27 protein-coding genes are annotated in these 26121 nt (G+C 33.9%); 23 read left to right on the top strand and 4 right to left on the bottom strand.

Annotated features, from left to right (window positions below; translation table 11 throughout):
* The first annotated feature begins 242 nt into the window (after positions 1-242).
* Entirely contained in the window at positions 243-2270 is a 2028-nt protein-coding gene (gene ptsG, locus JMUB898_RS02165) for a glucose-specific PTS transporter subunit IIBC (protein ID WP_044466774.1), read from the top strand.
* 225 nt (positions 2271-2495) lie between these two features.
* A complete protein-coding gene (locus JMUB898_RS02170; protein WP_002444317.1) occupies positions 2496-3254 on the top strand; it encodes a CPBP family intramembrane glutamic endopeptidase in 759 nt (252 codons plus the stop codon).
* A 113-nt stretch (positions 3255-3367) separates the two neighbouring features.
* Here the strand turns inward: JMUB898_RS02170 and JMUB898_RS02175 are convergent, their stop codons facing one another.
* Entirely contained in the window at positions 3368-4423 is a 1056-nt protein-coding gene (locus JMUB898_RS02175) for a zinc-dependent alcohol dehydrogenase family protein (protein ID WP_002444316.1), read from the bottom strand.
* Between the two features lie 188 nt (positions 4424-4611).
* Between JMUB898_RS02175 and JMUB898_RS02180 the strand changes: the two genes are divergently transcribed.
* The 4 genes from JMUB898_RS02180 (at position 4612) to JMUB898_RS02195 (ending at position 7589) form a co-directional block, all read left to right on the top strand.
* Positions 4612-5022, top strand: coding sequence for an acyl-CoA thioesterase (locus tag JMUB898_RS02180; protein ID WP_002444314.1), 411 nt, complete (start codon positions 4612-4614; stop codon positions 5020-5022).
* A 69-nt stretch (positions 5023-5091) separates the two neighbouring features.
* A complete protein-coding gene (locus tag JMUB898_RS02185; RefSeq protein ID WP_002444312.1) occupies positions 5092-5418 on the top strand; it encodes a thioredoxin family protein in 327 nt (108 codons plus the stop codon).
* 252 nt (positions 5419-5670) lie between these two features.
* On the top strand, positions 5671-6519 hold the full coding sequence (locus tag JMUB898_RS02190; protein ID WP_037541670.1) for a YitT family protein: 849 nt from the start codon (positions 5671-5673) through the stop codon (positions 6517-6519).
* A gap of 92 nt (positions 6520-6611) precedes the next feature.
* Positions 6612-7589 carry an alpha/beta hydrolase fold domain-containing protein gene (locus JMUB898_RS02195; protein ID WP_002444308.1) on the top strand — a complete coding sequence of 326 codons (978 nt, stop codon included), beginning with the start codon at positions 6612-6614 and terminating at the stop codon, positions 7587-7589.
* 91 nt (positions 7590-7680) lie between these two features.
* Here the strand turns inward: JMUB898_RS02195 and JMUB898_RS02200 are convergent, their stop codons facing one another.
* Positions 7681-8682: an EamA family transporter gene (locus tag JMUB898_RS02200; RefSeq protein ID WP_002444307.1), complete on the bottom strand. Its 1002-nt coding sequence runs from the start codon at positions 8680-8682 to the stop codon at positions 7681-7683.
* Between the two features lie 19 nt (positions 8683-8701).
* On the opposite strand from JMUB898_RS02200, the gene JMUB898_RS02205 reads away from it, so the two are divergent.
* On the top strand, positions 8702-9571 hold the full coding sequence (locus tag JMUB898_RS02205; protein WP_037541666.1) for an AraC family transcriptional regulator: 870 nt from the start codon (positions 8702-8704) through the stop codon (positions 9569-9571).
* A gap of 20 nt (positions 9572-9591) precedes the next feature.
* On the opposite strand, the gene JMUB898_RS02210 is transcribed toward JMUB898_RS02205, so the two are convergent.
* Positions 9592-9909, bottom strand: a complete 318-nt coding sequence (locus tag JMUB898_RS02210) for a hypothetical protein (protein WP_002444303.1) — start codon at positions 9907-9909, stop codon at positions 9592-9594.
* Between the two features lie 466 nt (positions 9910-10375).
* Here JMUB898_RS02210 and pgsB point away from each other — a divergent pair, with 466 nt between their 5' ends.
* The 14 genes from pgsB to JMUB898_RS02280 all read left to right on the top strand — a co-directional run bounded on the left by pgsB (position 10376) and on the right by JMUB898_RS02280 (position 23658).
* Positions 10376-11533, top strand: coding sequence for a poly-gamma-glutamate synthase PgsB (gene pgsB / locus JMUB898_RS02215; RefSeq protein WP_037541665.1), 1158 nt, complete (start codon positions 10376-10378; stop codon positions 11531-11533).
* A gap of 1 nt (position 11534) precedes the next feature.
* Complete coding sequence (pgsC, locus tag JMUB898_RS02220; protein WP_002444299.1) at positions 11535-11987, top strand: poly-gamma-glutamate biosynthesis protein PgsC; 453 nt, start codon at positions 11535-11537, stop codon at positions 11985-11987.
* Between the two features lie 23 nt (positions 11988-12010).
* Entirely contained in the window at positions 12011-13084 is a 1074-nt protein-coding gene (locus tag JMUB898_RS02225) for a CapA family protein (protein WP_002444296.1), read from the top strand.
* On the top strand, positions 13074-13235 hold the full coding sequence (locus tag JMUB898_RS02230; RefSeq protein ID WP_002444294.1) for a hypothetical protein: 162 nt from the start codon (positions 13074-13076) through the stop codon (positions 13233-13235). The genes JMUB898_RS02225 and JMUB898_RS02230 overlap by 11 nt, the downstream gene beginning before the upstream one ends.
* A 2-nt stretch (positions 13236-13237) precedes the next feature.
* Positions 13238-14842, top strand: a complete 1605-nt coding sequence (locus tag JMUB898_RS02235; protein WP_002444292.1) for a gamma-glutamyltransferase — start codon at positions 13238-13240, stop codon at positions 14840-14842.
* A 277-nt stretch (positions 14843-15119) separates the two neighbouring features.
* A complete protein-coding gene (rbsU, locus tag JMUB898_RS02240) occupies positions 15120-16001 on the top strand; it encodes a ribose/proton symporter RbsU (protein ID WP_037541662.1) in 882 nt (293 codons plus the stop codon).
* A 21-nt stretch (positions 16002-16022) separates the two neighbouring features.
* Positions 16023-16427, top strand: a complete 405-nt coding sequence (gene rbsD, locus JMUB898_RS02245) for a D-ribose pyranase (RefSeq protein ID WP_002444289.1) — start codon at positions 16023-16025, stop codon at positions 16425-16427.
* A gap of 51 nt (positions 16428-16478) precedes the next feature.
* Positions 16479-17402: a ribokinase gene (rbsK, locus tag JMUB898_RS02250; RefSeq protein WP_002444288.1), complete on the top strand. Its 924-nt coding sequence runs from the start codon at positions 16479-16481 to the stop codon at positions 17400-17402.
* A 137-nt stretch (positions 17403-17539) separates the two neighbouring features.
* Entirely contained in the window at positions 17540-19027 is a 1488-nt protein-coding gene (gene xylB, locus JMUB898_RS02255; protein WP_002444287.1) for a xylulokinase, read from the top strand.
* A 274-nt stretch (positions 19028-19301) separates the two neighbouring features.
* Positions 19302-20108: a hypothetical protein gene (locus JMUB898_RS02260; RefSeq protein ID WP_126501894.1), complete on the top strand. Its 807-nt coding sequence runs from the start codon at positions 19302-19304 to the stop codon at positions 20106-20108.
* Between the two features lie 551 nt (positions 20109-20659).
* The gene (locus JMUB898_RS02265; protein WP_037541661.1) at positions 20660-21703 is read left to right on the top strand and encodes a PTS sugar transporter subunit IIC; all 1044 of its coding nucleotides are present in this window, start codon (positions 20660-20662) and stop codon (positions 21701-21703) included.
* 2 nt (positions 21704-21705) lie between these two features.
* Entirely contained in the window at positions 21706-22386 is a 681-nt protein-coding gene (gene sdaAB, locus JMUB898_RS02270) for an L-serine ammonia-lyase, iron-sulfur-dependent subunit beta (RefSeq protein WP_002444284.1), read from the top strand.
* A 12-nt stretch (positions 22387-22398) separates the two neighbouring features.
* Positions 22399-23298, top strand: a complete 900-nt coding sequence (gene sdaAA, locus JMUB898_RS02275; RefSeq protein WP_002444283.1) for an L-serine ammonia-lyase, iron-sulfur-dependent, subunit alpha — start codon at positions 22399-22401, stop codon at positions 23296-23298.
* A 183-nt stretch (positions 23299-23481) separates the two neighbouring features.
* On the top strand, positions 23482-23658 hold the full coding sequence (locus JMUB898_RS02280) for a hypothetical protein (RefSeq protein ID WP_002444280.1): 177 nt from the start codon (positions 23482-23484) through the stop codon (positions 23656-23658).
* A 41-nt stretch (positions 23659-23699) separates the two neighbouring features.
* On the opposite strand, the gene JMUB898_RS02285 is transcribed toward JMUB898_RS02280, so the two are convergent.
* Entirely contained in the window at positions 23700-24191 is a 492-nt protein-coding gene (locus JMUB898_RS02285; protein WP_002444278.1) for a GNAT family N-acetyltransferase, read from the bottom strand.
* Between the two features lie 210 nt (positions 24192-24401).
* On the opposite strand from JMUB898_RS02285, the gene srtA reads away from it, so the two are divergent.
* Together srtA and JMUB898_RS02295 are read left to right on the top strand one after the other, a co-directional pair.
* Entirely contained in the window at positions 24402-25013 is a 612-nt protein-coding gene (srtA, locus tag JMUB898_RS02290) for a class A sortase SrtA (RefSeq protein WP_002444277.1), read from the top strand.
* Positions 25014-25283: 270 nt separating this feature from the next.
* Positions 25284-26087, top strand: coding sequence for a Cof-type HAD-IIB family hydrolase (locus tag JMUB898_RS02295; protein ID WP_002444276.1), 804 nt, complete (start codon positions 25284-25286; stop codon positions 26085-26087).
* Positions 26088-26121: the final 34 nt, after the last annotated feature.

The following is a 26121-nucleotide window of genomic DNA, read 5'->3' on the forward strand; positions in this document are numbered from 1 at the left end:
AACTCGACTTATGCGTCGGGTTCTTTTTATTTGAAAAAATAAAGAATTGTCTTGTAAACGCTTAATCAAGTGTGTATACTAATTGTAAATAAATAGTAAGCATTGCGTGTTACTGGTCATGCAGGCATGAGCAAATGAGAGTTACCATTTTTCTAGATATCTAGAAAGTGATGGTCTTGTTTGTTCATGTCTTTTTTTATGCCAATGTACGCTTTTACTATAGATAGAGAGGAATGTTTAACATGTTTAAAAAGTTATTTGGGCAGTTACAACGTATTGGTAAAGCATTAATGCTTCCAGTTGCGATTCTACCTGCTGCCGGTTTACTTTTAGCAATAGGTACAGCTTTACAAGGTGATTCACTTCAACACTATTTACCATTCATAAAGAATGGCATTGTCCAACAAGTTGCTACGATGATGACAGGTGCTGGTGGAATTATTTTTGATAATCTACCAATCATATTCGCATTAGGTGTAGCCATTGGTCTTGCGAGCGGTGATGGTGTAGCAGCTATAGCAGCGTTTGTAGGATTTATCATTATGAATAAGACAATGGGAGCATTTTTACATATTACATCTGAGCAACTTGGTGATCCTTCTAAAGGTTATGCTAATGTACTTGGTATACCAACATTACAAACAGGTGTGTTTGGCGGTATCATCGTAGGGGCGCTCGCCGCTTGGTGTTACAATAAGTTTTACAATATTTCATTACCATCATATTTAGGTTTCTTTGCAGGTAAACGCTTTGTACCTATTATGATGGCTACGACTTCGTTTATATTAGCTTTTCCAATGGCAATCATTTGGCCTTATATTCAAACGGGCCTAAATTCATTTAGTGAAGGATTGCTCGATTCTAATACAGGTTTAGCGGTATTTTTATTTGGTTTTATTAAGAGATTACTTATTCCTTTTGGATTGCATCATATCTTCCATGCGCCGTTCTGGTTTGAATTCGGTTCTTGGAAAAATGCAGCAGGAGACATTATCAGAGGGGATCAACGTATCTTTATAGAACAAATTCGTGAAGGTGCACACTTAACATCTGGTAAATTCATGCAAGGTGAGTTCCCAGTTATGATGTTTGGTTTACCTGCAGCAGCATTAGCGATTTATCACACAGCGAAGCCAGAAAATAAAAAGATAGTTGCTGGTTTAATGGGTTCAGCAGCATTAACTTCATTCTTAACAGGGATCACAGAGCCTTTAGAATTCTCATTCTTATTCGTTGCGCCATTATTATTCTTTATACATGCTGTACTTGATGGTTTAGCATTCTTAACTTTATATTTATTAGATGTTCATTTAGGTTATACATTCTCGGGAGGATTTATTGATTATGTATTACTAGGCATCTTACCTAATAAAACGTCTTGGTGGTTAGTCATTCCAGTCGGTTTAGTGTATGCAGTCATTTACTATTTTGTATTTAGATTCCTTATCACTAAATTTAACTTTAAGACCCCTGGCCGTGAAGATAAACAAACTGCTACCAAGAGTACCTCAACAAGTGAACTTCCATTTGCCGTTTTAGAAGCTATGGGTGGCAAAGAGAATATTAAACATTTAGACGCTTGTATCACGCGTTTAAGAGTTGAAGTAGAAGATAAATCTAAAGTAGATGTACAAGGTCTAAAAGCTTTAGGTGCTTCAGGTGTTCTAGAAGTTGGTAATAATATGCAAGCCATTTTCGGACCTAAATCAGACCAGATTAAGCATGACATGGCTAAAATTATGAGTGGTGAAATTACTAAACCTAGTGAAACGACAGTGACTGAAGATGTTTCTGATGAACCGATTCATGTCGAAGATGTGAGTGAAACAGAACTCTTTGCGCCTGGCCATGGTCACATCATCCCACTTTCTGAAGTTCCTGATAAGGTGTTCTCTGAAAAGATGATGGGTGATGGTGTAGGATTTATTCCGGAAAAGGGTGAAATCGTTGCACCTTTCGATGGCACAGTGAAAACCGTTTTCCCTACGAAACATGCAATTGGTCTAGAATCAGATTCAGGCGTGGAAGTATTGATTCATATCGGTATTGATACTGTAAAATTAAATGGCAAAGGTTTTGAAAGTCTAGTCCATGCCGATGAAACAGTGACGCAAGGTCAACCATTAATGAAGATTGACTTAGCTTATTTGAAAGAAAATGCTCCAAGTATCATTACACCAGTGATTATTACAAATCTAGGAGCGCGTACTTTAAATGTTGAAGATGTTAAAGACGTTGATCCTGGAAAGGTCATTATGACAATTAAATAATAATAGCTAATTGGAAGTGGGATAGACCCGTGTTGTAAGCCCGCTGTAAGATGGCTAGGATTGGAAGCACTTAATATAAGTGTACTGTCAATTTGGAAAAACAAGCTGAGTATTGATGTCTTAGCTTGTTTTTTTACATCTTTATTGACATAAGCATTGATAAATTGCAATGTAGAGGTATAAGTCACATGTATGTCATAACAAGTTGAAGGGTGGATATGGGGCATGATTGATTCCAAGTTAGACAAAAAGTCGAATGAAAGGCACAAAGGTAATAAAATCCTCAATGTTTTAATCATCTTTGTCATGTCAATTGCTATACAAATACCAGTAGGCATATCATTAGTTGCGCTTCCCTTATCATTGCGTCTAAATGATTGGTATACGATTGCCATAAGTATGCTTACTCTAGGGATAGCATTACTTATTGTATGGGGTGTGCGGTCATATTATTTACATCGTACATATGAATATCAACACTATAAAATGAGAGCAAGAGACATTTTAATTAATTTAGGTTTCTTTCTCCTAGTGATTATGTGTAGTATTAGTGCTAACCTTTTAATGCTCTATTTTACAGGTGATACAAACACAGAGAATGAAAAAACAATAGATGAAAGTCTTAGCTCACTTGTAGATAAAAGTCATTTACCTCATCCTACTATTGTACTTGTAACAGTATTATGTATTTGTTTCATAGGACCTTATCTTGAAGAGCTTGTGTTTAGAGGAATTTTCAAAGAAACTTTATTTATGAAAAGTCGCTTCTGGTTGCCTTTAATCATCTCATCAATGGTATTCAGTTCACAACATCTATCATCAAATATATTCTCCTACGGATTATATTTTTTAATGGGATGCGCCCTCTATATTACTTATAATAGAAGGCGAAATTTGAAGGATAGTATGATGGTACATATGCTCAATAATTCTCTGACAACAATTCCTATTTTTATTGGTTACTTGTACTTCTACTTTAAGTAACATTGAGAAATTTAACTAAATAAAAAGCATTTAATTCAAACTTGGTCATCTTTAACAAAATGATTGAGTAAGAATTAAATGCTTATTTTTAATGTTGTAAAAAAGAGTTCGCCCTATGCTGGGGTAATATCATTTTCAATTAATAATTTAATTGCTTTGTGATCTGTAGCATTTCTGAATAAATCATATGCATTTTCAATGTCACTTAACTTACTATAATGTGTGACGAGTTGTTCAGGTTGAATAATCTTACTTTTTAAAGCTTCTAATAATTCTTCAGTCGTATTACCTGAAACTAAACCTGTTGTGACATTGATATTTTTAATCCAAAGTTTATCAATATCGAATTGAACTGGTAGACCATGAACGCCGACATTAGCAATGGTTCCATCTACACCTATAAGTTTTTGACATAAATCAAATGTTTGTGGAATACCTACAGCTTCAATAGCGACATCCACGCCACGAGGGTTGAGTTCTTTTACTTTTTGAATAGCTTCTTCAGCATTTTTGGAATTAACAACGTGTGTTGCACCTAGTGATTGAGCTGTTTCTAAACGATTATCATCCAAATCAATCATAATAATTTTAGAAGGAGAGAAGAACTGAGCAGTTAATAAAGTGGCCAATCCGACTGGACCAGCGCCGACGATAGCGACAGTGCTACCAGGTTTTACTTTACCTTTTAATACGCCAATTTCATAACCAGTTGGTAGAATATCTGATAACATGACGAGTGCTTCGTCAGGTAAAGAAGCGGGTGCGTGATATAAAGAATTATCTGCAAAAGGAACTTTAACATATTCAGCTTGGGTACCATTGATTAAATGTCCTAAAATCCAGCCACCATCATTTTCACAATGTGCGTAAATCCCTTTTTTACAGTAATAACATTTACCACAAGATGAAACTGCAGAGACGATAACTTTGTCTCCAACCTTAAAGTTATTTACATTACTACCTACTGATTCAACAATACCGATACCTTCATGACCTAAGGTTGTATTTGCAGTCACTTCAGGCGTATCACCTTTAATAATGTGTAAGTCTGTTCCGCAAATGGTTGTCTTTACCATTCTAATAATAGCGTCAGTGCTCTCTTTAATTTCAGGCTTCTCTTTATCGATGAGTTCCGCAACGCCAGGGTTAACATAGTTATACGCTTTCATAGTAAAACCTCCTATTATTGTGAATTATTTCACAATAATTATACCATGATATAAAAGAATAAAGTTGAGTTATTTTTATGACAAAGCTTCTTCAAATGATGTCATAAACATTTCGTTAGCACTTTTAATGAAAATAAATATCTAAACATTTAAAATAGAAGTGAATATATAGATAAGGAGTAATCATCATGAGTGAAGAAGGTAAATTAGTAGCTGAGAAAGAAATAGAAGTGAATAATTATGATATTGATGCAATGGGGATTGTCAGTAACATTGTGTATGTCAGATGGTTTGAAGATTTACGAACAGTATTTATCAATCAACATATGAATTATTCAGAGATGTTGAAAAATCACATCTCTCCAATATTGATGAAGACTGAAATAGAGTATAAAGTGCCTGTTACGATACATGATCGTCCCATCGGTCGTTGTTGGTTAGTGCAAGCGAGTAAATTGAAATGGATCTTTAAATTTGAAATTTCTTCAGGTGACAAAATTCATTGCGTAGGATCTCAAATGGGTGGATTCTATCATCTTGAGCAACAAAAAATTACAAAAATGCCACAAGTATTTCAAGATATTCTAAAAAGCGAATAAATTCAGTAAGAGATAAAAGTAACTCGTACTACTATAGTTAATAAATTTATAGGATTGAAGGTGTTTACCATGGTTCAAAACATACAAAGCATAGAAGAATTTCATCAACTGATTCAAACGTATCCTCTTGTGGTCATTCATGTCATGAGAGAGCATTGTAGTGTTTGCCATGCAGTACTCCCTCAAATTCAAGATTTGTTAAATGAATATCCGCATGCAAAATTAGGGGTTATTAACCAATCGCAAGTTCAAGATATTGCAGGGGAACTTTCTATTTTCACAGTTCCTGTTGACTTGATTTTTATGAATGGTAAAGAGATGCATAGGCAAGGTCGTTTTATTGATATGCAAACCTTTGAACATCAACTTCAATTAATGTACGACGCAATTGAATAAAAATAAGTATAGGGAGTCGTAAGAGTAGACTTCACTTCTTATAATACGAGGCTGGGATATTATTGTTTATCTCAGCCTTGTTTGACGTGTTGGTAGTATATGTATGAGGTGAAAGTGCGCTTATATGAAGCTGCTCTCAACCCTAATTGATTGGGCAGTCAAATACTTCGTGTTACTATTAAATACGTGTGACTTTTCAAGAATAAAAAAAATCAAACAAATAAAATCTTAGTTGACATGGAGGAGGCTCAAATGGAGAAAAAACGTCGTCAAGAACACTTGAAAAATATTATATTCTGTCTACTCGGTACGCTTATTATAGCGCTTGGCGTTAATATGTTTGTTATTCCTGGTAATTTAGGTGAGGGTGGCGCTATCGGACTTTCACTTATTTTAAACTATACATTAGGAATTTCACCTGCGCTTAGTTCATTCATCATTAATGCCATACTCATTGTTGTGGGTTGGAAATTTTTAAGTCGTACAACAGCTATTTATACAGCGATAACGATCACAGCAAGTTCTATCTTTCTTGATTTAACAGAACATTTTGGACTAGGTATTCATGAAAACTTTATTAATTCTGTATTCGCCGGTCTACTTATAGGAATTGGTTCAGGCCTAGTGATTGCTGCACAAAGCACATTAGGCGGTACTTCTGTCATCGCGAGAATTATCAGTAAATATTCTGAAGTTAAAACCTCTCAAGCATTATTGATACTAGATGCTTTAGTTGTGTTATCTTTCCTTCTTGTATTGCCAGTTACAAATGTACTCTATACGATAGTCATGCTTTTCATAGTGGAAAAAGCAATGGCATTTGTAGTTGAAGGTTTCAATCCTAAAAAGGCTGTAACCGTGATTTCAAAATACAATAGAGAAATTAGCTCTGACATTTTCCAAGCAACTGGAAGAGGCGCCACATTGCTTAGTGGTAAAGGCGCTTATCAACAAAATAACACAGATGTCCTATATGCGGTGGTCTCTCAAAGTCAAATTGGTACAGTGAAAAAAATCGTCAATTCTTATGATGAGAGCGCCTTTCTCGTCATCCACGATGTACGTGACGTATTAGGTAATGGCTTTATCAATCTTAAATAGCCAAACAGATTTAAGATGAAGCCAATTGCTCAACGTTTTTCTATTTTTGATTTAAAATTAAATTAAATAGAAAACGAGGAGGTAGAAAGCTCATGTTTAAAAAATTAGTTACTATTATAGGTTCTACGATTATGGGCACAATTTTATTCGCAAGAGTAAAAGAAAAAAGAAGCTATAAGAGCTTTTTACAGGAAAAAATGATACGTATGTCAGGAATGAAGAAGACATTTGAAAATGTTGAAGATGCCAAAGCTGCTTTAGAGGAAACCAAACATGTGACGGCTGGAAAGTATAATGGTACAGATTATGAATTTAGACATAAAGTCCAAATTAAGGACTATTATGGTTCATTAGTTTATATCATCAATGACAAAGGCAATCGTGATCAACGTACGATTCTGTACATTCATGGTGGGGCATGGTTTCAAGATCCTTTAGATTCTCACTTTGAATATATTGATTTAATGGCAGATACTTTAGATGCAAAAGTTGTCATGCCTATTTATCCAAAAGTTCCGCACAGAGATTATCGTACAACATTTGAATTATTAAACAAACTTTATCCTCATTTACTTAATAAAGTAGATGATCCAAACCAAATGACGATCATGGGAGATTCAGCAGGTGGTCAAATTGCGTTGGCCTTTGCTCAGAAACTTAAAAAAGATAACATGCCACAACCTAGTCATATTGTATTAATTTCACCGGTATTAGATGCGACATTTAGCAATCCTGAAGCTCAAAAATATGAAAAAGAAGACCCAATGTTAGGTATAGAAGGAAGTAAATATTTAGTAGAGTTATGGGCTGGTAACACGTCGCTAGATGATTATAAAATCTCTCCAATCAATGGAGATTTAGACGGTTTAGGGCATATTACAATTGCAATTGGTACGAAAGAAACGTTGTACCCTGATGCAGTAAAACTTTCTCATATGTTGAATGAAAAAGGTATCAGTCACGAGTTTATTCAAGGGTATAATCTGTTTCATATTTATCCGATATTCCCAATACCTGAACGCCAACGTTTCTTAGAACAACTGAAAAGTATTATTAATAAAGACAAATGATAAAGAAAAGCTCACAATAGACATTTGAATATGTTTCTTGTGAGCTTTTACATATATAATTATGACTGACTATGAATGTGTATGTGGCTCATTATGTACCTTCGGGTTGCTTTTTCAAAGAAAGGATGAGAATGAGTAACATAATCAATAGCATTCCTAAAATTTGTAGGGGTTTAAATGTGATATTTAGCCAAAGACTACTGGCGAGAACGGCTACGACAGGTTCGATTGTTCCAAACAATGTCGTTTCTTTCGCTGAAAGGTATTTCAAACTATCAATAAAAAGATAAAAGGCTAATGCAGTGCCTCCAATAATACCAAAAATTAAAAACGTGATAGTAGAACTATGCCATTGTGAAAAATGAGCGTGCCAAATGGGATGACGTAGATTCATCACAAGGCCAGAAATAATCATTGCCCATCCGACAACGAGAATAGATGCATATTTATTCAATAATTGATTCGCATAAATAGTATAAAATGCTAAAGCAAGTCCAGCTAAAATGCCCCAAAATAAACTTGAAGGTGCAACGACTAACTTCGATACAGAACCATTCGTTAGCAGTAAGAAAGTACCAACAAGTGTTAAAATCATTGCCAAGACATCAAATATTTTTAACCGCTCTTTTCCTCTAAATACAAACCACAATATGATATAAACAGGCGCAATATATTGAAGTAGTGTGGCAACAGCTGCGTTACCAGTATTGATTGAAGACATATAGGCATATTGAACAATTAACATCCCAAATAAGCTATAAATAAGTAGAGTCACTATATGGGAGAGGTGCTTAAAAATAATAAATACAGACTGTTTAGGATTCATAATCTTAAATATCATTAATAAAAATAACCCGCTGATGATTAAGCGCGCAGTCACGTACCAGTCTATTTGAATGCCTTCATATTTAAATAAATAGTCGGAAACAGTGCCGCCTAAGCCCCATAAACTTGCGCCTATCACTGCAAAGAAAATACCTTTTATTCTAGATTCCGTGTGACTTAGCAAATTGCCACCTCCAAATAGATGATTAATCACATCATATATGGTATATAATAAAAAATATATATCTATTTCGATAAAAAGTATCAATATATTGAGGTTGTTAACCATGACAATAAATATTAAGTTGAAAGACAATTTAGAAGAAGTCATTCAATATCCAGATGTATTATGGCAACATGTAATCTTACATACAAAACTTAATCAAACGATTTTAGGTTATATACCGTTACACTGGCATAATGATTTGCAATTGATGGTTGTGACACACGGAAAGATCAATATTAAAATTGCTGGACAAAATGTCATATTGAAGGAGAATGAAGGATTTTTTATCAATACGAATATCGTACATGAAATCGAAGATAAAGAAGAGGATGCGTCATTTTATTGTTGGAATATCGGGTTACCCGATGCAACTGATTATGTCAATTTTAAATATGTAAATGAAATTATAAATCAAATAGACTTTCAGCCTTTTATGAAATTAACTACAAAAATTCAAGATGAGAGAATTTTAATTGAAAAGGTTAAACACGTGGGGGGATTATTTGAAGAGAGGGGAGCGCACTATCAACTCAATATTTTAAGTGAGTATTATTTATGTTTAAAACAACTGATCACACTCATTGATCGAGACCAGAGTATTAATGATTATTTCTTCGACCCAAGAGTCAAAGACTGCATTAATTATATTCAAGAGCACTATGAACATAAAATAGGTATGCGTGACTTAAGTGAAATATCGAAAATCAGCAATTCTGAAACGATTAAGTTGTTTAAAAAATATGTAGGTCTCACGCCTTTTCAATATTTACTCCACTATCGTTTGGAAAAGGCCGCAAAGCAACTCACGCTTACTTCTAACAATGTCACTGAAGTTGCTATGGGTTATGGTTTTTCAACTACAAGTTATTTTATACAAGTCTTTAAAGAAAAGTATCACGTGACACCTAAACAATTTCAATTATTACACTAATAAATATGCGAATTCAGTTATCAATATACCTGATAACTTGAATTCGCATTTTTTTGAGTGTGATTATTTGTTTGAGATTTATTTGAATCTACCATTTGGTAATTAGTATTCGTGAATGAATGTGAATGAGATGAATCTGAGCTACTTGATGTTGAACTTACGTCTTCATCACTATTTCTAGATGTGTTGTTGATACGAGAGTGATCACTATCTAACACAGAGTTACTCATATCTTTACCTTGTAAACTACCGATTAGTATAAAAGCAAGATAACAACTACAAATGACTAAAATGATTGCAAGATAGATGCCAACAGCGAGTTTTACTGGTTTATCCATCCATATCCTCCTAAGGTCGTAGTAACTTTCATATTCAACTTAACATCTAATCTTTAATCTAATGTAAATTCAAAGTAAAGTTCTTATTACTTTACAAAAAATAATGATGAAAATTTAAGATTTGTACAATTTAAATACGAAAATTAATATTTAATAAGCAAAAACCATAGAAAACATGCATAAAAATTTACATTTCTTTACATTATCTTAATCTTGCATTAAAGGAGTTAAAACTGAGTCAATACCTACATGATAGTCTACTATTAGTTAGAGAATAAAAAATTTGTAACAAATTTAGATGAATTATATATATTATATTGACTTTTGATTAAATTTTTCTTTAGACTTTAACTTGATGGAAACGTTTTAAATTTTTGTAAAGATTGTGAGTTAATTAATTTAAAATCAGTTGTTTATCATTTCCATTAACAATTTAATATTACACAGAAAAGCGAGGTAAGATGGATTGATTCTCATTATAGTGTGTGTCCTGTTGATTCTATGGCTCGGTATAAAAGAAAAAAGACGTCATGCGAATCGACTTAATAAAATTCCTATACGAATTAATATTAATGGTATTCGTGGGAAATCGACAATTACTCGGATGGCTTACAGTATCCTTCGAGAAGACCATTACAGAGTAATTGGTAAAACGACAGGAACAGATGCAAGAATGATGTACTGGTTCACACAGAAAGAATACGATGTAATTAGGAAACCTCAAGGTGCTAATATCGGTGAACAGCGTGATATTATTCGTAAGGTTGTTAAGCAAAAAGCAAACGCACTTGTTAATGAGTGTATGGCTGTAAACCCTGACTACCAAATAACGTTCCAAAAAGACTTGGTAAAGGCGAATATTGGCGTCATCGTAAATGTTATGGAGGACCATATGGACGTATTAGGTCCTACACTTCAAGATGTGGCTCAAGCCTTTACTGCAACGATTCCTTACAACGGTAAATTAGTTGTAATGAAAGATGAATATACTGATTTCTTTGCGAAAGAAGCTAAAAAGCGGAATTCGGAATTAATCGTCGTAGATAAAGATGAAATACCTGAATCATACTTAAGAAAATTTGACTACTTAGTCTTCCCTGATAATGTTGCCATTGTCTTAGGTATTGCAGAAGCTGTTGGTATCGATCACGAGACAGCACTTCAAGGTATGTTAAATGCCCCAGCGGATCCAGGCGCGGTGCGTATTAAATATTTCCATGCAAATAACACAAAAAATGTGTTTGTTAATGCTTTTGCAGCAAACGAACCCAAATCTACAAAGGCAATTTTGAACAAGGTGGAATCATATAATTATCCATACAATAAGAAAATCATTATTCTTAATTGTCGTTCGGATAGAATTGATAGAACACAATTATTTGTTGAGGATTTCTTAGAAGATGTTGATTATGATGTATTAATTTGTACTGGTAAAAGTACGCAATTGGTTTCAAACCTTATGCAAAAAATGCCAGAAAAGAAATATTTAAATTACGAAGGGCAAGAATTCTCAGAAATTGAAAAAGGAATTATGCATGAATCTGAAAATGCACTTGTCTTTTGTGTCGGAAATATCCACGGCCCGGGTGGAAGAATAGCGGAATTCATAGAAGGGATAGAATAAAATGATAGGTTCAGAGTTATATTTCTCCTTATTCGTAGGTGTAGTTCTCAGTTTAATTTTTGCTGAGAAATTCGGGATTAACCCGGCAGGACTTGTTGTTCCTGGTTATTTAGCTTTAATTTTTGATCAGCCCATAATGTTATTATCGGTATTAATTATTAGTTGTTTAACATTCTTTATTGTTAATAACGGTATTAGTCAATGGGTGATTTTATATGGTAGAAGAAAATTCGCTGCCATGATTTTGACAGGTATGGTACTGAAATTTATATTTGACCTCCTTTATCCTCTGACACCATTTGAAATGGTAGAAGTATCAGGTATTGGTGTTGTCATCCCTGGTATCATTGCAAATACAATTCAAAAACAAGGTGTCGTAATCACATTATCATCAACGATGTTATTAACATGTATTACTTATGTCATCTTATTCTTATATAGCTTTATCAACTAATCACGAACAAGGAGCGCGTAATAATGAAAAAGAAAAAACGATTATCGCCCAGTGAGTGGTTACTTAAACAGTCGAAACGACATAAAAGAAGAAACACGCTTTACACGGCGATTGTCCTTTTAATAGCTTTAGTTTTATTGGTATTTGCTATAAAAGCAATACATGTCAATCCTGTTAAAAGTGATGCTAAAAGTGGCAATAGTATTCGAATTACATATTTAGGTAACATTACGTTAAATAAACACATTCGTCAAAATAATCTCAATGAAGTTTTCTCAGGTATTCAAGACACTTTGAAGAATAGTGATTTTTCTACTGCTTCTCTATTGGTTAATGAATTTTCAAAAGATCAAAAAGAAGAACTTAATAAAAACTTAGAAAACATCATGTTCTTACGTAAGCAAAATATTAAGAGTGTGAACCTCATCAACCAATCCATTGATAATATTCAAGCGACAGAGTTGATGAGACGAGTAGAATCTCAAGCAGGTTATAACTTCTTAACAGGTAATGGTTCAAACCCAATCAATAGTAAAACCGTTCAACAAGAGATTAAAGGTAAGAAAATTGCAAATGTATCATTTACTGATATTGAATCTAATTATACGAAACCTTTAAAAAACACGACATCAATTAGTTTAGATCCTGAAATTTTTTATCCATTGATTAAAAAATTGAAAGAGAATAATGATTATGTCGTTGTGAATGTTGATTGGGGAATTCCTAATGAACGTAACGTGACGGATAGACAAAGACAATATGCACACGCATTATCTGATGCTGGTGCGGATGTCATTATCGGTCATAATTCAGTAGTTCAAAAGGTGGAAAAATACAAGAAAACACCTATCTTCTACAGCTTAGGTAATACAACTTCAGATGACTTCTTATCTAAAAATCAAAAAGGTATGATTGTACAACAAGATTGGAACGGAAAAAATAACAAATTCCATATCACTCCAATACAGTCTAAAGACGGTAGAATCTCTAAAGATGATATGAACAAGATGGATCATATTCGTTTCCATAACAATATCAAAGATAAATCAATTAACTTAAAATCTGATAATAGTGGAGGTTATACTTTTGAATATTAAAAAACATTGGTTGCCAATCGTTGTTGTCGTTTTAGTCATTGTCATCTTTTTATTAGTGACATTTGCCAAAGCAAATGAAGGTTTAGATAAATACGAGCAAGATGAATTAAAAACTGGAGAACAGCAATATCTTTCAAAAGGGGCAAGCTAAATATGAATATATATAATAAAGTGACCTTAAGCGTCATTTTAGTTATAACGATTGTGATTTCATTCCTCTTTTATTTCATTACGACTGAAAAGAAAGTGGATAAAGACACGTTGTATGAAAATAAAATAGCGAACCATAAACAATCTGGTAACCAAAAGAAATATGGTGTTGCCTCTAATAACGCTATTGCCACTAAAGTAGGTAATAAAATTATTGAAGATGGCGGTAATGCCATTGACGCGGCTGAAGGTGTTGCGTATGCGCTTGCTGTCACTGAACCTCATTCCTCAGGTTTAGGTGGTGGGGGTGCGACGCTATCATATAACGGTAAAGATGGTGAAGTGCCTAAACTATATGAATACAAAACAATGTCTTCATATAATTTCAAGCAAGGTGACAAAATTGGTACGCCAGGATTTGTAAGAGGAATGCATGATATGCATGAAAAAGAAGGTAAGATGGACGAGAAGAAAATCTTCGACTATGTTATTCCTCTAGCAGAAGATGGATTCGAAGTAGATTCAGAATTAGAACGTAGTTTGAAAATTTATGGATCTAAAATTGACCGTAATTCTCCTTTCTTCAAAGGCAGTAAAACGGTTCGTGAAGGTGACGTTGTCAAACAAGATAAGCTTGCTGACACCTTGAAGAAAATTCGTGATAAAGGTCCAGATTATTTCTATGAAGATGTCGGTAAAAGTGTATCTAAACAGTTGAAAAATGAATTGACTGAAAAAGATTTTACGACCTTTAAAACAGAATCTAAAGAACCCGTTAGCACTACATATAAAAATAACAAAGTTTACTCAGCCTCTAATCCATTAGGTGGTACATTAACATTACAAGGTCTTAAAGTAGATGAAAAAGAAAACCAAAATAATGCAGACCGTACGAATTTTATCACTGCTATGATTAAATCACGTGACTTGATGTATCAAAACCGTGATATCGTAAACGGTTCAGAGGCAAGTAATGAAGAAAGTCTTTCTGATGAATATTTACTAGGCCAATTAAATAAAGTTAATGTAGGCGGTAATACTGAGAATAGTAGTGATTTCAACCAAATTAGAACTGATAATACAAGTACGACTCACTTTGTTGTTATCGATAAAAACGGCAAGTTAGCAAGTACAACAAATACGCTCTCAAGTTACTTTGGTTCAGGTGATTTCATGAAAGAAGGATTCTATATGAATAACTCATTAGGAGACTTCTCTAAAGATTCATCTAGCCCTAACTATGGGGAGCCACATAAAGCACCAAGATCATTTATTTCACCTTCAATTGTAGTAGGACCTAATTTCTACATGGGTATTGGTACTCCAGGTGGTAACAAAATCCCAACAATATTAGACGAAACAATTGTGGATTATTTAAATGGTAATGGTACACTTCAAGAATCGATTGATAAACCACGATTTTATAATGATGGTGGAACAATCTTCTATGAAAATGCTATGAGCGATGAAGATATTAATATCTTCAAGAGTCTCGGCTATGGTGTTGAAGAAAAACGTAATGACCCTAACTTTGGTAGTGTCCAAGGTGCGGTGTACGATAAGAACAAAAAAACGGTTGATGTAGGTTCTGACGTAGGTAACCGTTAAAATTGAATATAATGTATCGAAATACACCTTTAAAGTTGAAATTGAATTCACTTTGAAGGTGTATTTTTTATGAAATGAAATTCTCTGATAAAAACATTTAATTTTAAAGTGACTTATTTCTGATTGCAAGCTTAAATAGCCTTTTATAAACAAATTTTCAAATCATCTGCGAATTTTTTATGACATCTTTTGTAAGCGTGTACAGTCAAATATAGAAATAGTATGATGATTGAGTAAAAGTTTTACATACATAAATTTGATGACTAAGAGGTGGCTTATGGATTTCATAGCGTTATTAATAGGATTAGGACCATTATTAGGTTGGGGGCTGTTCCCAACAATTGCCTCTAAATTTGGTGGACGTCCAGTTAACCAAATCTTCGGGGCGACAGTGGGTACGCTCATTTTTGCTATTGTATTAGCCTTAGTAAAAGGTATTGGCATACCTGGAGGAATGGCGCTCGTATTTTCAATTATTTCAGGTGCAGGATGGGCATTTGGACAAATCATTACATTTAAAGCATTCGAGTTAGTAGGTTCTTCTAGAGCAATGCCAATCACAACTGCTTTTCAATTATTAGGTGCTTCATTATGGGGCGTTTTCGCATTAGGAAATTGGCCCGGCGTAGCGAATAAAGTGGTAGGTTTTGTTGCACTGATTGTCATTTTAATTGGTGCACGAATGACGGTTTGGACTGAAAAAAGTGAACAAGAATATAGTCAGAATCTTAGAAAAGCAGTGATTTTATTACTGATTGGAGAAATTGGTTACTGGGTTTATTCAGCAGCACCACAAGCAACTGATATTGGTGGGCTAAAAGCATTTTTACCACAAGCCATTGGAATGGTACTTGTCGCTGTAATATATGCATTGATGAATATGCAAAAAGGCAATGCCTTTAAAGAAGCGGTAAGTTGGAAACAGATTATCTCTGGTTTCTTCTTTGCATTTGCAGCTTTAACATATTTAATTTCAGCTCAACCCAATATGAATGGCCTTGCTACTGGCTTCGTACTTTCACAAACATCTGTAGTTTTAGCTACATTAACTGGAATTTTCTTTTTAAATCAAAAGAAAACGCCAAAAGAATTGATGATTACCATTGTCGGGTTAGTCTTAATACTTATCGCAGCATCTGTGACAGTATTTATTAAATAATATAGTGAAGGATTGATATTTATGAAAAAGACAGAAGTATTAAATAGTCATATTTCACAAGCAATTTCAACGTTAGGTCATTATGATTTATTAACAATTAATGATGCAGGTATGCCCATACCAAACGATGATAAACGTATAGACGTAGCAGTCACGAAAGGTTTGCCTCGTTTCATTGATGTGTTAGAAAATGTGCTAACTGAAGTAGAAATTCAAAAAATATATTTAGCCGAAGAGATAAAGACGCATAATTCGAAACAATTAAAAGCAATTAAGCAGTTAATCAATGAACATGTAATCATTGAATTTATACCGCATTCTAAAATGAAAGAAATGCTACAATCGCCTTTGAATAAAGGAAATATACGAACAGGTGAAACGACACCTTTTTCAAATATTATACTGGAATCTAACGTAACGTTTTAAAGTATTCAAAAATTTAAAAATCATAATATATATAAAGAAGGTGCCATTCGAATGAGTAAGAATAAAGTGGTAATCGTAGGATCTACAAATGTCGATAAATTTATTAATGTCGAACGTTTTCCTAAACCGGGAGAAACGTTACATATCGATCAAGCGCAACAAGAGTTTGGTGGAGGCAAAGGTGCGAACCAAGCTATTGCTGCTGGTCGATTGGAAGCAGAGACGACATTTATAACGAAAGTGGGTAAAGAAGGAAACGCAGATTTTATCATCGATGATTTTAAAGAAGCTTCTATCAATACTGACTACATCTTAACTTCTGAAAATGAAGAAACAGGACAAGCATTTATAACTGTGACTGATGAAGGACAGAATACAATTCTGGTTTATGGTGGAGCGAACATGACTTTAAATGCTGAAGATGTCAATCATGGTGAGCAAGCGATTAGAGAAGCAGATTTTGTTGTTGCTCAATTAGAAATTCCTATTGAAGCCATTGAACAAGCGTTCAAAATAGCTAAAGCACATGGTGTAACAACGATACTTAATCCTGCGCCTGCAATTGATTTGCCAGATTCACTACTTTCGCTCACTGACATCATTATCCCGAACGAAACTGAAGCAGAACGATTATCTGGAATTTCTATAAAAAATGAAGCCGATATGCAACAAACGGGAGATTACTTCTTTGAGCGCGGTATTTCAACAGTACTTATCACGCTAGGTGAACAAGGTACGTACTTTGCCACGCAACATGAATCTCACATTGTTCCGGCATATCAAGTCAAAGCCATTGATACGACTGCAGCGGGTGACACATTTATTGGTGCTTTTGTGAGCAGATTAGAAAGGGATTTGAGCAACCTTGAAGATGCGATTCGATTTGCTAACCAGGCATCTTCTCTTACTGTTCAACGAAAAGGCGCACAAGCATCAATCCCAACCTACAAAGAAGTAACAGCTCAATATCAGTAATAATTATTCCAATAAAAGTAGGTACAAATGTGCCTACTTTTTTAATATAACGTTTTCATACTGTGACAGAGCGTTTATGATAGAGATATAAAGAAAACGCTTATACATAATTGCTTGAATGAGAAGGTGAACAAAAGATGGAAGAAGTTGTATTAGGCATTGATTTAGGAACAAGCGCAATTAAAATTATTGCAGTCAATCATCAAGGAGAAGTATTAGATACAGTCAGCGAACCATTAGAATTATTCCAAGACCAACCTGGATATAGCGAACAAAATCCTGACGATTGGTACGAGTCCACGAAACGTGGCATCCAACGTATAACAAGCTCCCAAATGTTAAAGAATAAGATAGTTAAAGGTCTTTCTTTTTCAGGACAAATGCATGGCTTAATCATATTGGACAAACAAGGCAAGCCGTTACGAAGAGCAATCCTGTGGAATGATACGAGAAACTCAGAACAATGTCGCCAAATTAAAGAAATATACGGAGAGCGACTCAATTATAATCCTATTTTAGAAGGCTTTACATTACCTAAAATGTTGTGGGTTCAACAGCACGAACCTGATATTTGGGAACAAGTGCATGTATTTATGCTACCTAAAGATTACTTAAGATATTGTCTTACTGATCAAATACATATGGAATACAGTGACGCTGCGAGTACATTACTTTTAAACCCACAAACGAATCAATGGACGAAAGAAGTTGGCGCACGATTTAACATTCATGATATCTATCCACCATTAGTTCATTCACACGAATGTGTTGGATATATTAAATCATCGCTTGCGAAAGAACTTGGGTTTGAGAGTGATGTTGCAGTTTATGCAGGTGGTGGCGATAATGCTTGCGGTGCGATAGGCGCTGGAGTCATTAATGATAAGGAAGCTTTATGTAGTGTTGGAACATCTGGCGTAGTGTTAAATGTCGAATATAATCATGTCACTGCTTATGATCATAACCTTCATTTCTTCAATCATAGTATTCCAGATACGTATTATGCGATGGGAGTCACATTAGCTGCTGGCTATAGTTTAAATTGGTTAAAGAAGACCTTCTTTGAAAATGATTCTTTCGAAACAATTTTAAAAAATGCAGAAACATCAAAACTAGGTGCCAATGGGCTATTATTTGCGCCATATTTAGCAGGTGAGCGGACACCCCATGGTGATGCGCAGATTAGAGGGAGTTTTATAGGAATAAGTGGACAACATACTAAAGCCGATTTTGCACGTGCAGTAGTTGAAGGTATTACATATTCACTATATGACTCTATAAAATTAATGCGAGAAGCGGGACATGAGATTAACTCGATTACATCTATTGGAGGAGGCGCTAAAAGTAAGTTTTGGTTACAACTGCAAGCCGACATTTTCAATATGGAAGTTAAGAAATTGAAACATGAAGAAGGACCAAGTATGGGTGCCGCAATGTTAGCAGCATATGGATTGGGATGGTATGCGAGTATAGAAGCATGTGTGGCATCATTTATAAAAGTTGAAGAAATATTTAAACCTAATAAAGAAAAGCACCAGCAATATAAAAAATATCATGATATCTATCAACGAATTTATCACCAAACTAAGCACTTAACAGAGGATTTATTAAAAATTTCTAAATAAAAGGGTGGAAACCATCGGATTTGAGGATTCGATGGTTTTTTAATTTTTGATTTATGTGATTGCTAAATATGGAAAACCGTTGATTAAAATCGTGTAGAAAATAGACTTTTAAAAAGTTAATAGACCAAAAATGATTTTTTGTTGATGCGACTTAAGAGAATAAATATTTCCTTGAAAATGTACGTTGACATTAAATAAATTAAAAAGTTTAATAAAAATATAATTTTGAAAATAATATAGCAGCACGATAATAAGACACCGAGAGGATGATTAAATGTTAATTTCAAAACGAGAATTATGTGAGTCTTTATATCGCATGTCACCAAGAAGATTTGCATATATGAATGAACTCGAATATCCTGATTTATTATTAACGATTGAGCGACACGATATTTCACTTCCTACTTCAAATCAACTTCAAAAAGCCATACAATTCGGACACTATCCCCTGACTCATACTCACAATCTTAACAAGGAAAATGAAGAGATTTTTATCAAAATAAAAGATGAAACGCTAAAAATGAATGAAGAGGAGAGGTTGAATTTTCTTCAATTTTATCCCTCTCATCAAATGCATGAGATGATAAACGCCTATTCAAGAATGACAAAATTAAATATAAAAGAAACGAAACGACCACTAAAATTACCATTCCCCCTTGATCAAGATACATTGGTAAAAGAAATGAATATACCACAAAATAACGAAAGTACTCCTGTCTTTTTATATGTACTACAAAAGCTACTCTCTGAAATGAAAAGATGTGACTTAAAATTCTCACTCCACGAAAATATTTTAGAAATTAAATATTCAAACCACATCATTAAAGCATTTTTTAACCTTCATAAAAATAGTAAGGTGATATTTCCTTTACAAATATTTATTAGTGCACATTGTAGACATGCTCCTTTTATTGAACAAATAGAGTCACTATCTGTCGTTTCTTCTAAAGAACTATTATCGAGTATGAGTAAATTGTTATTATTAATATTTCAATTGCCTGAGACACTTACTAGACTGGAGTATTCACTAAGTCAAAGGAACCACACTTTAGCTGAGAAACTATCTAAAAAATATAAATAAAGGTTAATGTAATGTGCAGTTATCGGGTTAGGGGGCCTCCAAATGGTCAAAAATATTTATAATGTGATAGGTAAGAGAGAAGTTAAGATAAAATTCTGCTTTTTATTCAATGAATATTGATGTAAAAAGTTATATTTAAAATAAACATTCATATTTAAGGGCGTATTGCACAAGAAATTTGCAAGAAGCCCTTAAAAATTGTGAGCAATTTGTTACATAAATAGAGTTGAAGCGTTAAAATAATAAAGTCGCCTAAATGTTGTATACTAGTTACTTTATACATTGTAATAAGACATAATTAATATGTTTTGAAATTTGAGGGGATAATTAAATAAAGCGTTTACATTTATTTGGGTTATGGTGTAAAATGTATTAAATAGAATCAAATAACAAAATATATTCTATTTTAAACTTTTTAAAGTGATAATAATTGCAATTAGTGAATAATTTCACAATACGGACTAAATTATTATACAAAAATTATTGAAATCGCTTTCTTAAGGGTGTACGATAGCTATGGCCTAAAAAAACAGAAAGAAGGTTTTGGGGAAATGAATATAATCCTAGGAGTAGGGACTCTAGTACTTGTACTTATAATTATGACATTGTTCTTAAATTTTGCGCCATACGGTAAACAAGGTTTACAAGCTTTATCAGGGGCAGCTTGTGCAACATATTTACCACAAGCGTTTTTAAGTTACGCTATTGGTGGCGTATTTCATATTAAATTTTTTCAAGAAATTGGTGATTTAGCAGGAAGTTTAAGCGGAATTGCAGTAGGTATTCTAACATGTTTAAACTTACGCGTATCTCCAGTATTTGCTGTTATCGTTGGTTTAGTATTACATGATCAGAAATTATTACCAGCATTCATAGCTGCATATATTGTTGCTTTTGGAATTAAATTCATTGAGAAGAAAGTTCCAGAAGGACTAGATTTAATTGTTGTTATTTTATTGGCTCCAGCAATTACATTTGGTTTAGCAAATCTGATTTCACCAGGGGTCATCGCTGTTCTTAAACAAATTGGTTCAGCTATTTCTTCTGTAGGTAATGACAATCCATACGCATTAGCAGTTATATTAGGACTAGTTATCCCAGTTACAGGTATGACACCATTAAGTTCAATGGTTTTAACAAGTTTATTAGGTTTAACAGGTATACCAATGGCAATCGGTGCCTTAACATGTACAGGTGCTTCATTTGCCAATGCAGTTTTATTCAGCAGACTACACATTGGTAAGAAAACAAATGCATTCGCAGTATTTATTGAACCATTAACTCAAATAGATTTAATTGCACGTTATCCATTACAACTCTTCGGTTCAAATGCAATTATCGGAGTTGTAAATGCTTGTATCGTTACATTTAGCGGCTTAGTTATTAACGTAAAAGGTATGGCAACGCCTATCGCAGGTGCGATTGTATTATTTGGTTTTAATAATGCAGTAACTTCAGTTATAACAATTGTTGCAGTGGGTATAGTAAGTGTAGTACTTGCATTTGTTCTAAGTTCACTTATCAAGAAATTTGATTTAATGAATATTAGTTTTAAATTGCCAGGGAAAAAGAATCGAGTTAAGGAGAGTGTTTAATAATGGCTAAAAGCTATGATTACCAAAGCGCTTTTGACATTATTGGACCAGTTATGATGGGACCATCAAGTTCGCATACTGCTGGTGCAGTAAAGATAGGTAACTCAGCACGAGCTGTTTTAGGAGATGTGCCTAAAAGCTTAGAAATTCATTATTATGAATCATTTGCTAAAACGCATCAAGGACATGGAACAGACGTTGCTGTAGTAGGTGGTGCTATGGGCTATAGCACATTTGATAATCGAATTAAATCAGCTTTAGATATTGCTAAAGAAGATCATATAGATGTAGATATTATCGAAGAAGACGGGGAAAGTATTGGGCAACATCCTAACTGTGCTTATATTAAAGCTGACACTAAGGATGGTCGTCATATTGAAGTCATTGGTATTTCAATTGGCGGTGGTACAATCAAACTCAAAGGTATTAATGTGAATGGTTTAGAAGTGGAAATTAATAACGGGCTTCCAATGCTAGAAATCGATGGCGAAATAGATAAAGCACAAGTCAATCACCTAATTAATGATATTACAGATATGGAAGTTGATTTTGGTGATGAAACAGTCAAAACGAGCGACAATAATTGTTTAGTCGTATTACCTTTAAACAAAGCAATCTCAGAATCAACATTAAATAAAATTAGAGATAAATACAGTGACTTAAACGTTTCCTATATCAATTAGAGGGGGATTAAAATGTTTGATTCAATTAGAGAGACAATAGATTATTCGGTTGAAAATAACATTACATTCGCTGATATTATGATCAACGAAGAAATGGAAAGAGAAGGCATATCACGCGATGAAGTACGTGAACGCATGAAACAAAATCTTGAAGTTATGCGTGACGCTGTTGAAAAAGGAACAACAGGTGAAGGTGTAGAAAGTGTTACAGGTTATACAGGACACGATGCAGCTAAACTTCGTGACTACAATGAAAAGAATCATGCGCTATCTGGCCGAGAAATGATTGAGGCTGTGAAAGGCGCTGTTGCTACTAATGAAGTTAACGCAGCAATGGGTATTATCTGTGCTACACCTACAGCTGGTTCATCGGGAACTATTCCCGGCGTACTTTTCAAACTAGAAAAAACACACGATTTAACAGAAGATCAAATGGTAGACTTCCTTTTCACTTCAGCATTATTTGGACGTGTTGTAGCGAATAATGCAAGTGTTGCAGGTGCAACAGGTGGTTGCCAAGCAGAAGTAGGTTCTGCATCAGCAATGGCAGCTGCAGCTTCAGTGGCTATCTTCAAAGGTACACCAGAACAATCTGGTCATGCGATGGCACTTGCAATAAGTAACCTATTAGGTTTAGTTTGTGACCCAGTAGCAGGATTAGTTGAAATTCCTTGCGTAATGAGAAACGCAATTGGTTCAGGTAACGCATTAATTTCAGCAGACCTTGCATTAGCTGGTGTAGAAAGTCGTATTCCAGTGGACGAAGTAATTGGTGCAATGGACAGAGTTGGCCGTAACTTGCCAGCATCTCTTCGTGAAACTGGTTTAGGTGGCTTAGCAGGTACACCAACTGGCGAAGAAATTAAACGTAAAATTTTCGGTGAAGCTGACAATATGGTGAATAATAAATAAAAGATAAATTGAAATTTAAAGCACTTAGGTTTTGTTTGAAAAAACAAAGCTTAAGTGCTTTTTTAGTATCAACAAGGATAAGTCCCTCGCACTCCTTTATAAATCGCGAATGAATAAATTCAGTAAACGCTTCTTTACAAAACAAGGGCCCCAATCTAAAATAACTTAAAAGGGGCTGATGCAATGCTAAGATTGTTTCTTATCTTTATTGCATTCATCATTAACACGACGATAACTTATTTGGGAACTACGGAGGGAACATGGGTCAACTTATTATTTAAATCGTTATCGCTAAGTATGATTCTTGTATTTATGTTCTACTATATTCGTTTTGTTATTGAAAATAGAAATAAAGAATGAAGTTGAACTAAGTAGTTTATTATAGCTCAACTTCATTCTTTTTATTTGTATAAATCTAGCTGATAAAATGCTAAATCTAACCATCTTTCAAATTTGTATCCTACATTCGTGATTGTTCCAGCGTGAGTGAAATTAAATTTCTTGTGTAATTGAATACTTCCTTCATTTGAAGCATCAATACCAGCTACAATCGTGCGATAATTGTTGTCTTTAGCGTGTTGAATGAGTGTGGTTAATAATTGTGAAGCGATACCTTGACCACGATATTTGGGATCTACATATATAGAATGTTCAATCGAATAAAGGTACGCAGGCCAATCTCTAAAGGAACCATATGTTGCATATCCTACAATATGGTTATCCTTAACATAGACCCATATGGGCTCATCGGCCATTGCCTTCGCTTCAAACCACTGTACGCGTTCTTCTAATTCTTTAGGATCATAAGTGTATATAGCAGTAGTATTAATGATTGCATCGTTATAAATATTTAAAATATCAGGTAAATCCTCTTTTCTAGCAAATCGTATCATTTACATCCCTCTTTTCATATTTCTTTTCATTAAAAACCAATTTACATGAGTAATCAATAACTTGTTAAGTTTTATTACATTATGTTTAAAAAGAAAATGTTTATCAGCAAGTTAAACTAAGTCACTCATGTTGGTGTTGAAAAATAATGCTATACTAAATTTAAAATCATATTTATTCATTGAGAAATATAATTTAAAGGAGTTACTGAAATGAAAAAATGGACGAGTCATTTAATGACGTTCATAGGCATATTGTTAATCATCCTAGCAATTTATTTGTTCGCAAAGCCACATATTGATAATTATTTCCATGATAAAGATAATAATAATAAAATCGAACAATATGATAAAGATGAAAAAAAGGATGTCTCAACAAAACATAAAAAGCCTACAATTCCAAAAGATAAATCTAAAATGGCAGGTTACATTGAAGTGCCAGACGCTGAAATTAAAGAACCTGTATATCCAGGACCTGCCACGCCTGAGCAACTCAATAGAGGTGTAAGCTTTGCAGAAGGTGATGAATCACTTGATCAACAAAACATTGCAATCGCTGGTCATACATTTACTGACCGCCCACATTATCAATTTACAAATTTAAAGGCTGCTAAGAAAGGGAGTAAAGTATATTTCAAAGTAGGTAACGAAGTTAGAAAGTATAAAATGACGAAAATCCATGATGTCGATCCTACAGAAGTGAAAGTATTAGATGAACATAAAGGTAAGAAGAATCAATTAACATTAATCACTTGCGATGATTATAATGAACAAACAGGTGTCTGGGAAAAACGTAAAATATTTGTAGCAACACAAGTAAATTAATGTTGAACGAGACGTACGAGGCTGGGATATCATTTGGTATCTCAGCTTTTTATGAAATTCTGCAAACCATGCAAGTTGGGTGTGAAGCAATGATAAGCATTTGACTAAATGACATGTCTGACTCACACACGTGTGTGTTTGTTTTTTTATGATATGAAATGTCTTTCAAAAGATGAATATAGTTTCAGTGTCTTGTCCTGAACTTCATTACATTTAATCTCAAAGATATAATGAGGATAAAGTTGTTCACATAAAGGGGATGCATGAAATATGATAAGTGCAATTGCAGTTGATATGGACGGTACATTTTTAGATTCAAACAAGCAATTTGATGAAACACGTTTTGAGCGCATTTTTAAGAAATTAAGGGAGAACCATATTCAATTTATAGCGGCTAGCGGCAATCAATATGCTAAGTTAAAGTCAATCTTTGGTGTTAGAGATATGTTTTTTATTTCTGAAAATGGAGCAGTCATTTATAAAGGGGATCAATTATATAATTACCGTAGCTTTAATCGTAAAGAATTTCAAAATGTGGTAGATTATCTAAATATTGATCACAACATGAAAGAGTTAATAGTATGTGGTATAAAAAGTGCATATATTTTAAAAAACACTTCCGACACGTTTAAAGAAGACGCTTATTTTTATTATCATCAGTTGGAAGAAATTGATTCATTGCAAGATTTACCTCAAGATGATTATGTGAAGATAGCATTTAATATTAATCGAAAAACGCATCCTCATGTTGATGAAGCATTGAACGAGACTTTTAAAGATACCATTCAACTTGTGTCTAGTGGTCATGACAGTATAGACGTGATTATGCCAAATATGACAAAAGGACAAGCATTAACACGATTACTTAATGAGTGGGAGATGTCATCTGATGAATTAATGGCATTTGGTGATGCAAATAATGATAAAGACATGTTAGAACTAGCCAAACACAGTTACGTAATGGCCAATAGTAGTGATGCCTCACTTTTTGAAATTGCGAATAGTGTAGCGCCATCAAATGATGAACAAGGCGTTTTAACTACGATTGAAGAAAAAGTGTTAAAGCATTTATAAGCATATGAAAAGGTGAGACAGCGATATTAACGCT

The sequence above is a fragment of the Staphylococcus caprae genome (genome assembly GCF_003966625.1).
Classification (GTDB): Bacteria; Bacillota; Bacilli; order Staphylococcales; family Staphylococcaceae; genus Staphylococcus; species Staphylococcus caprae.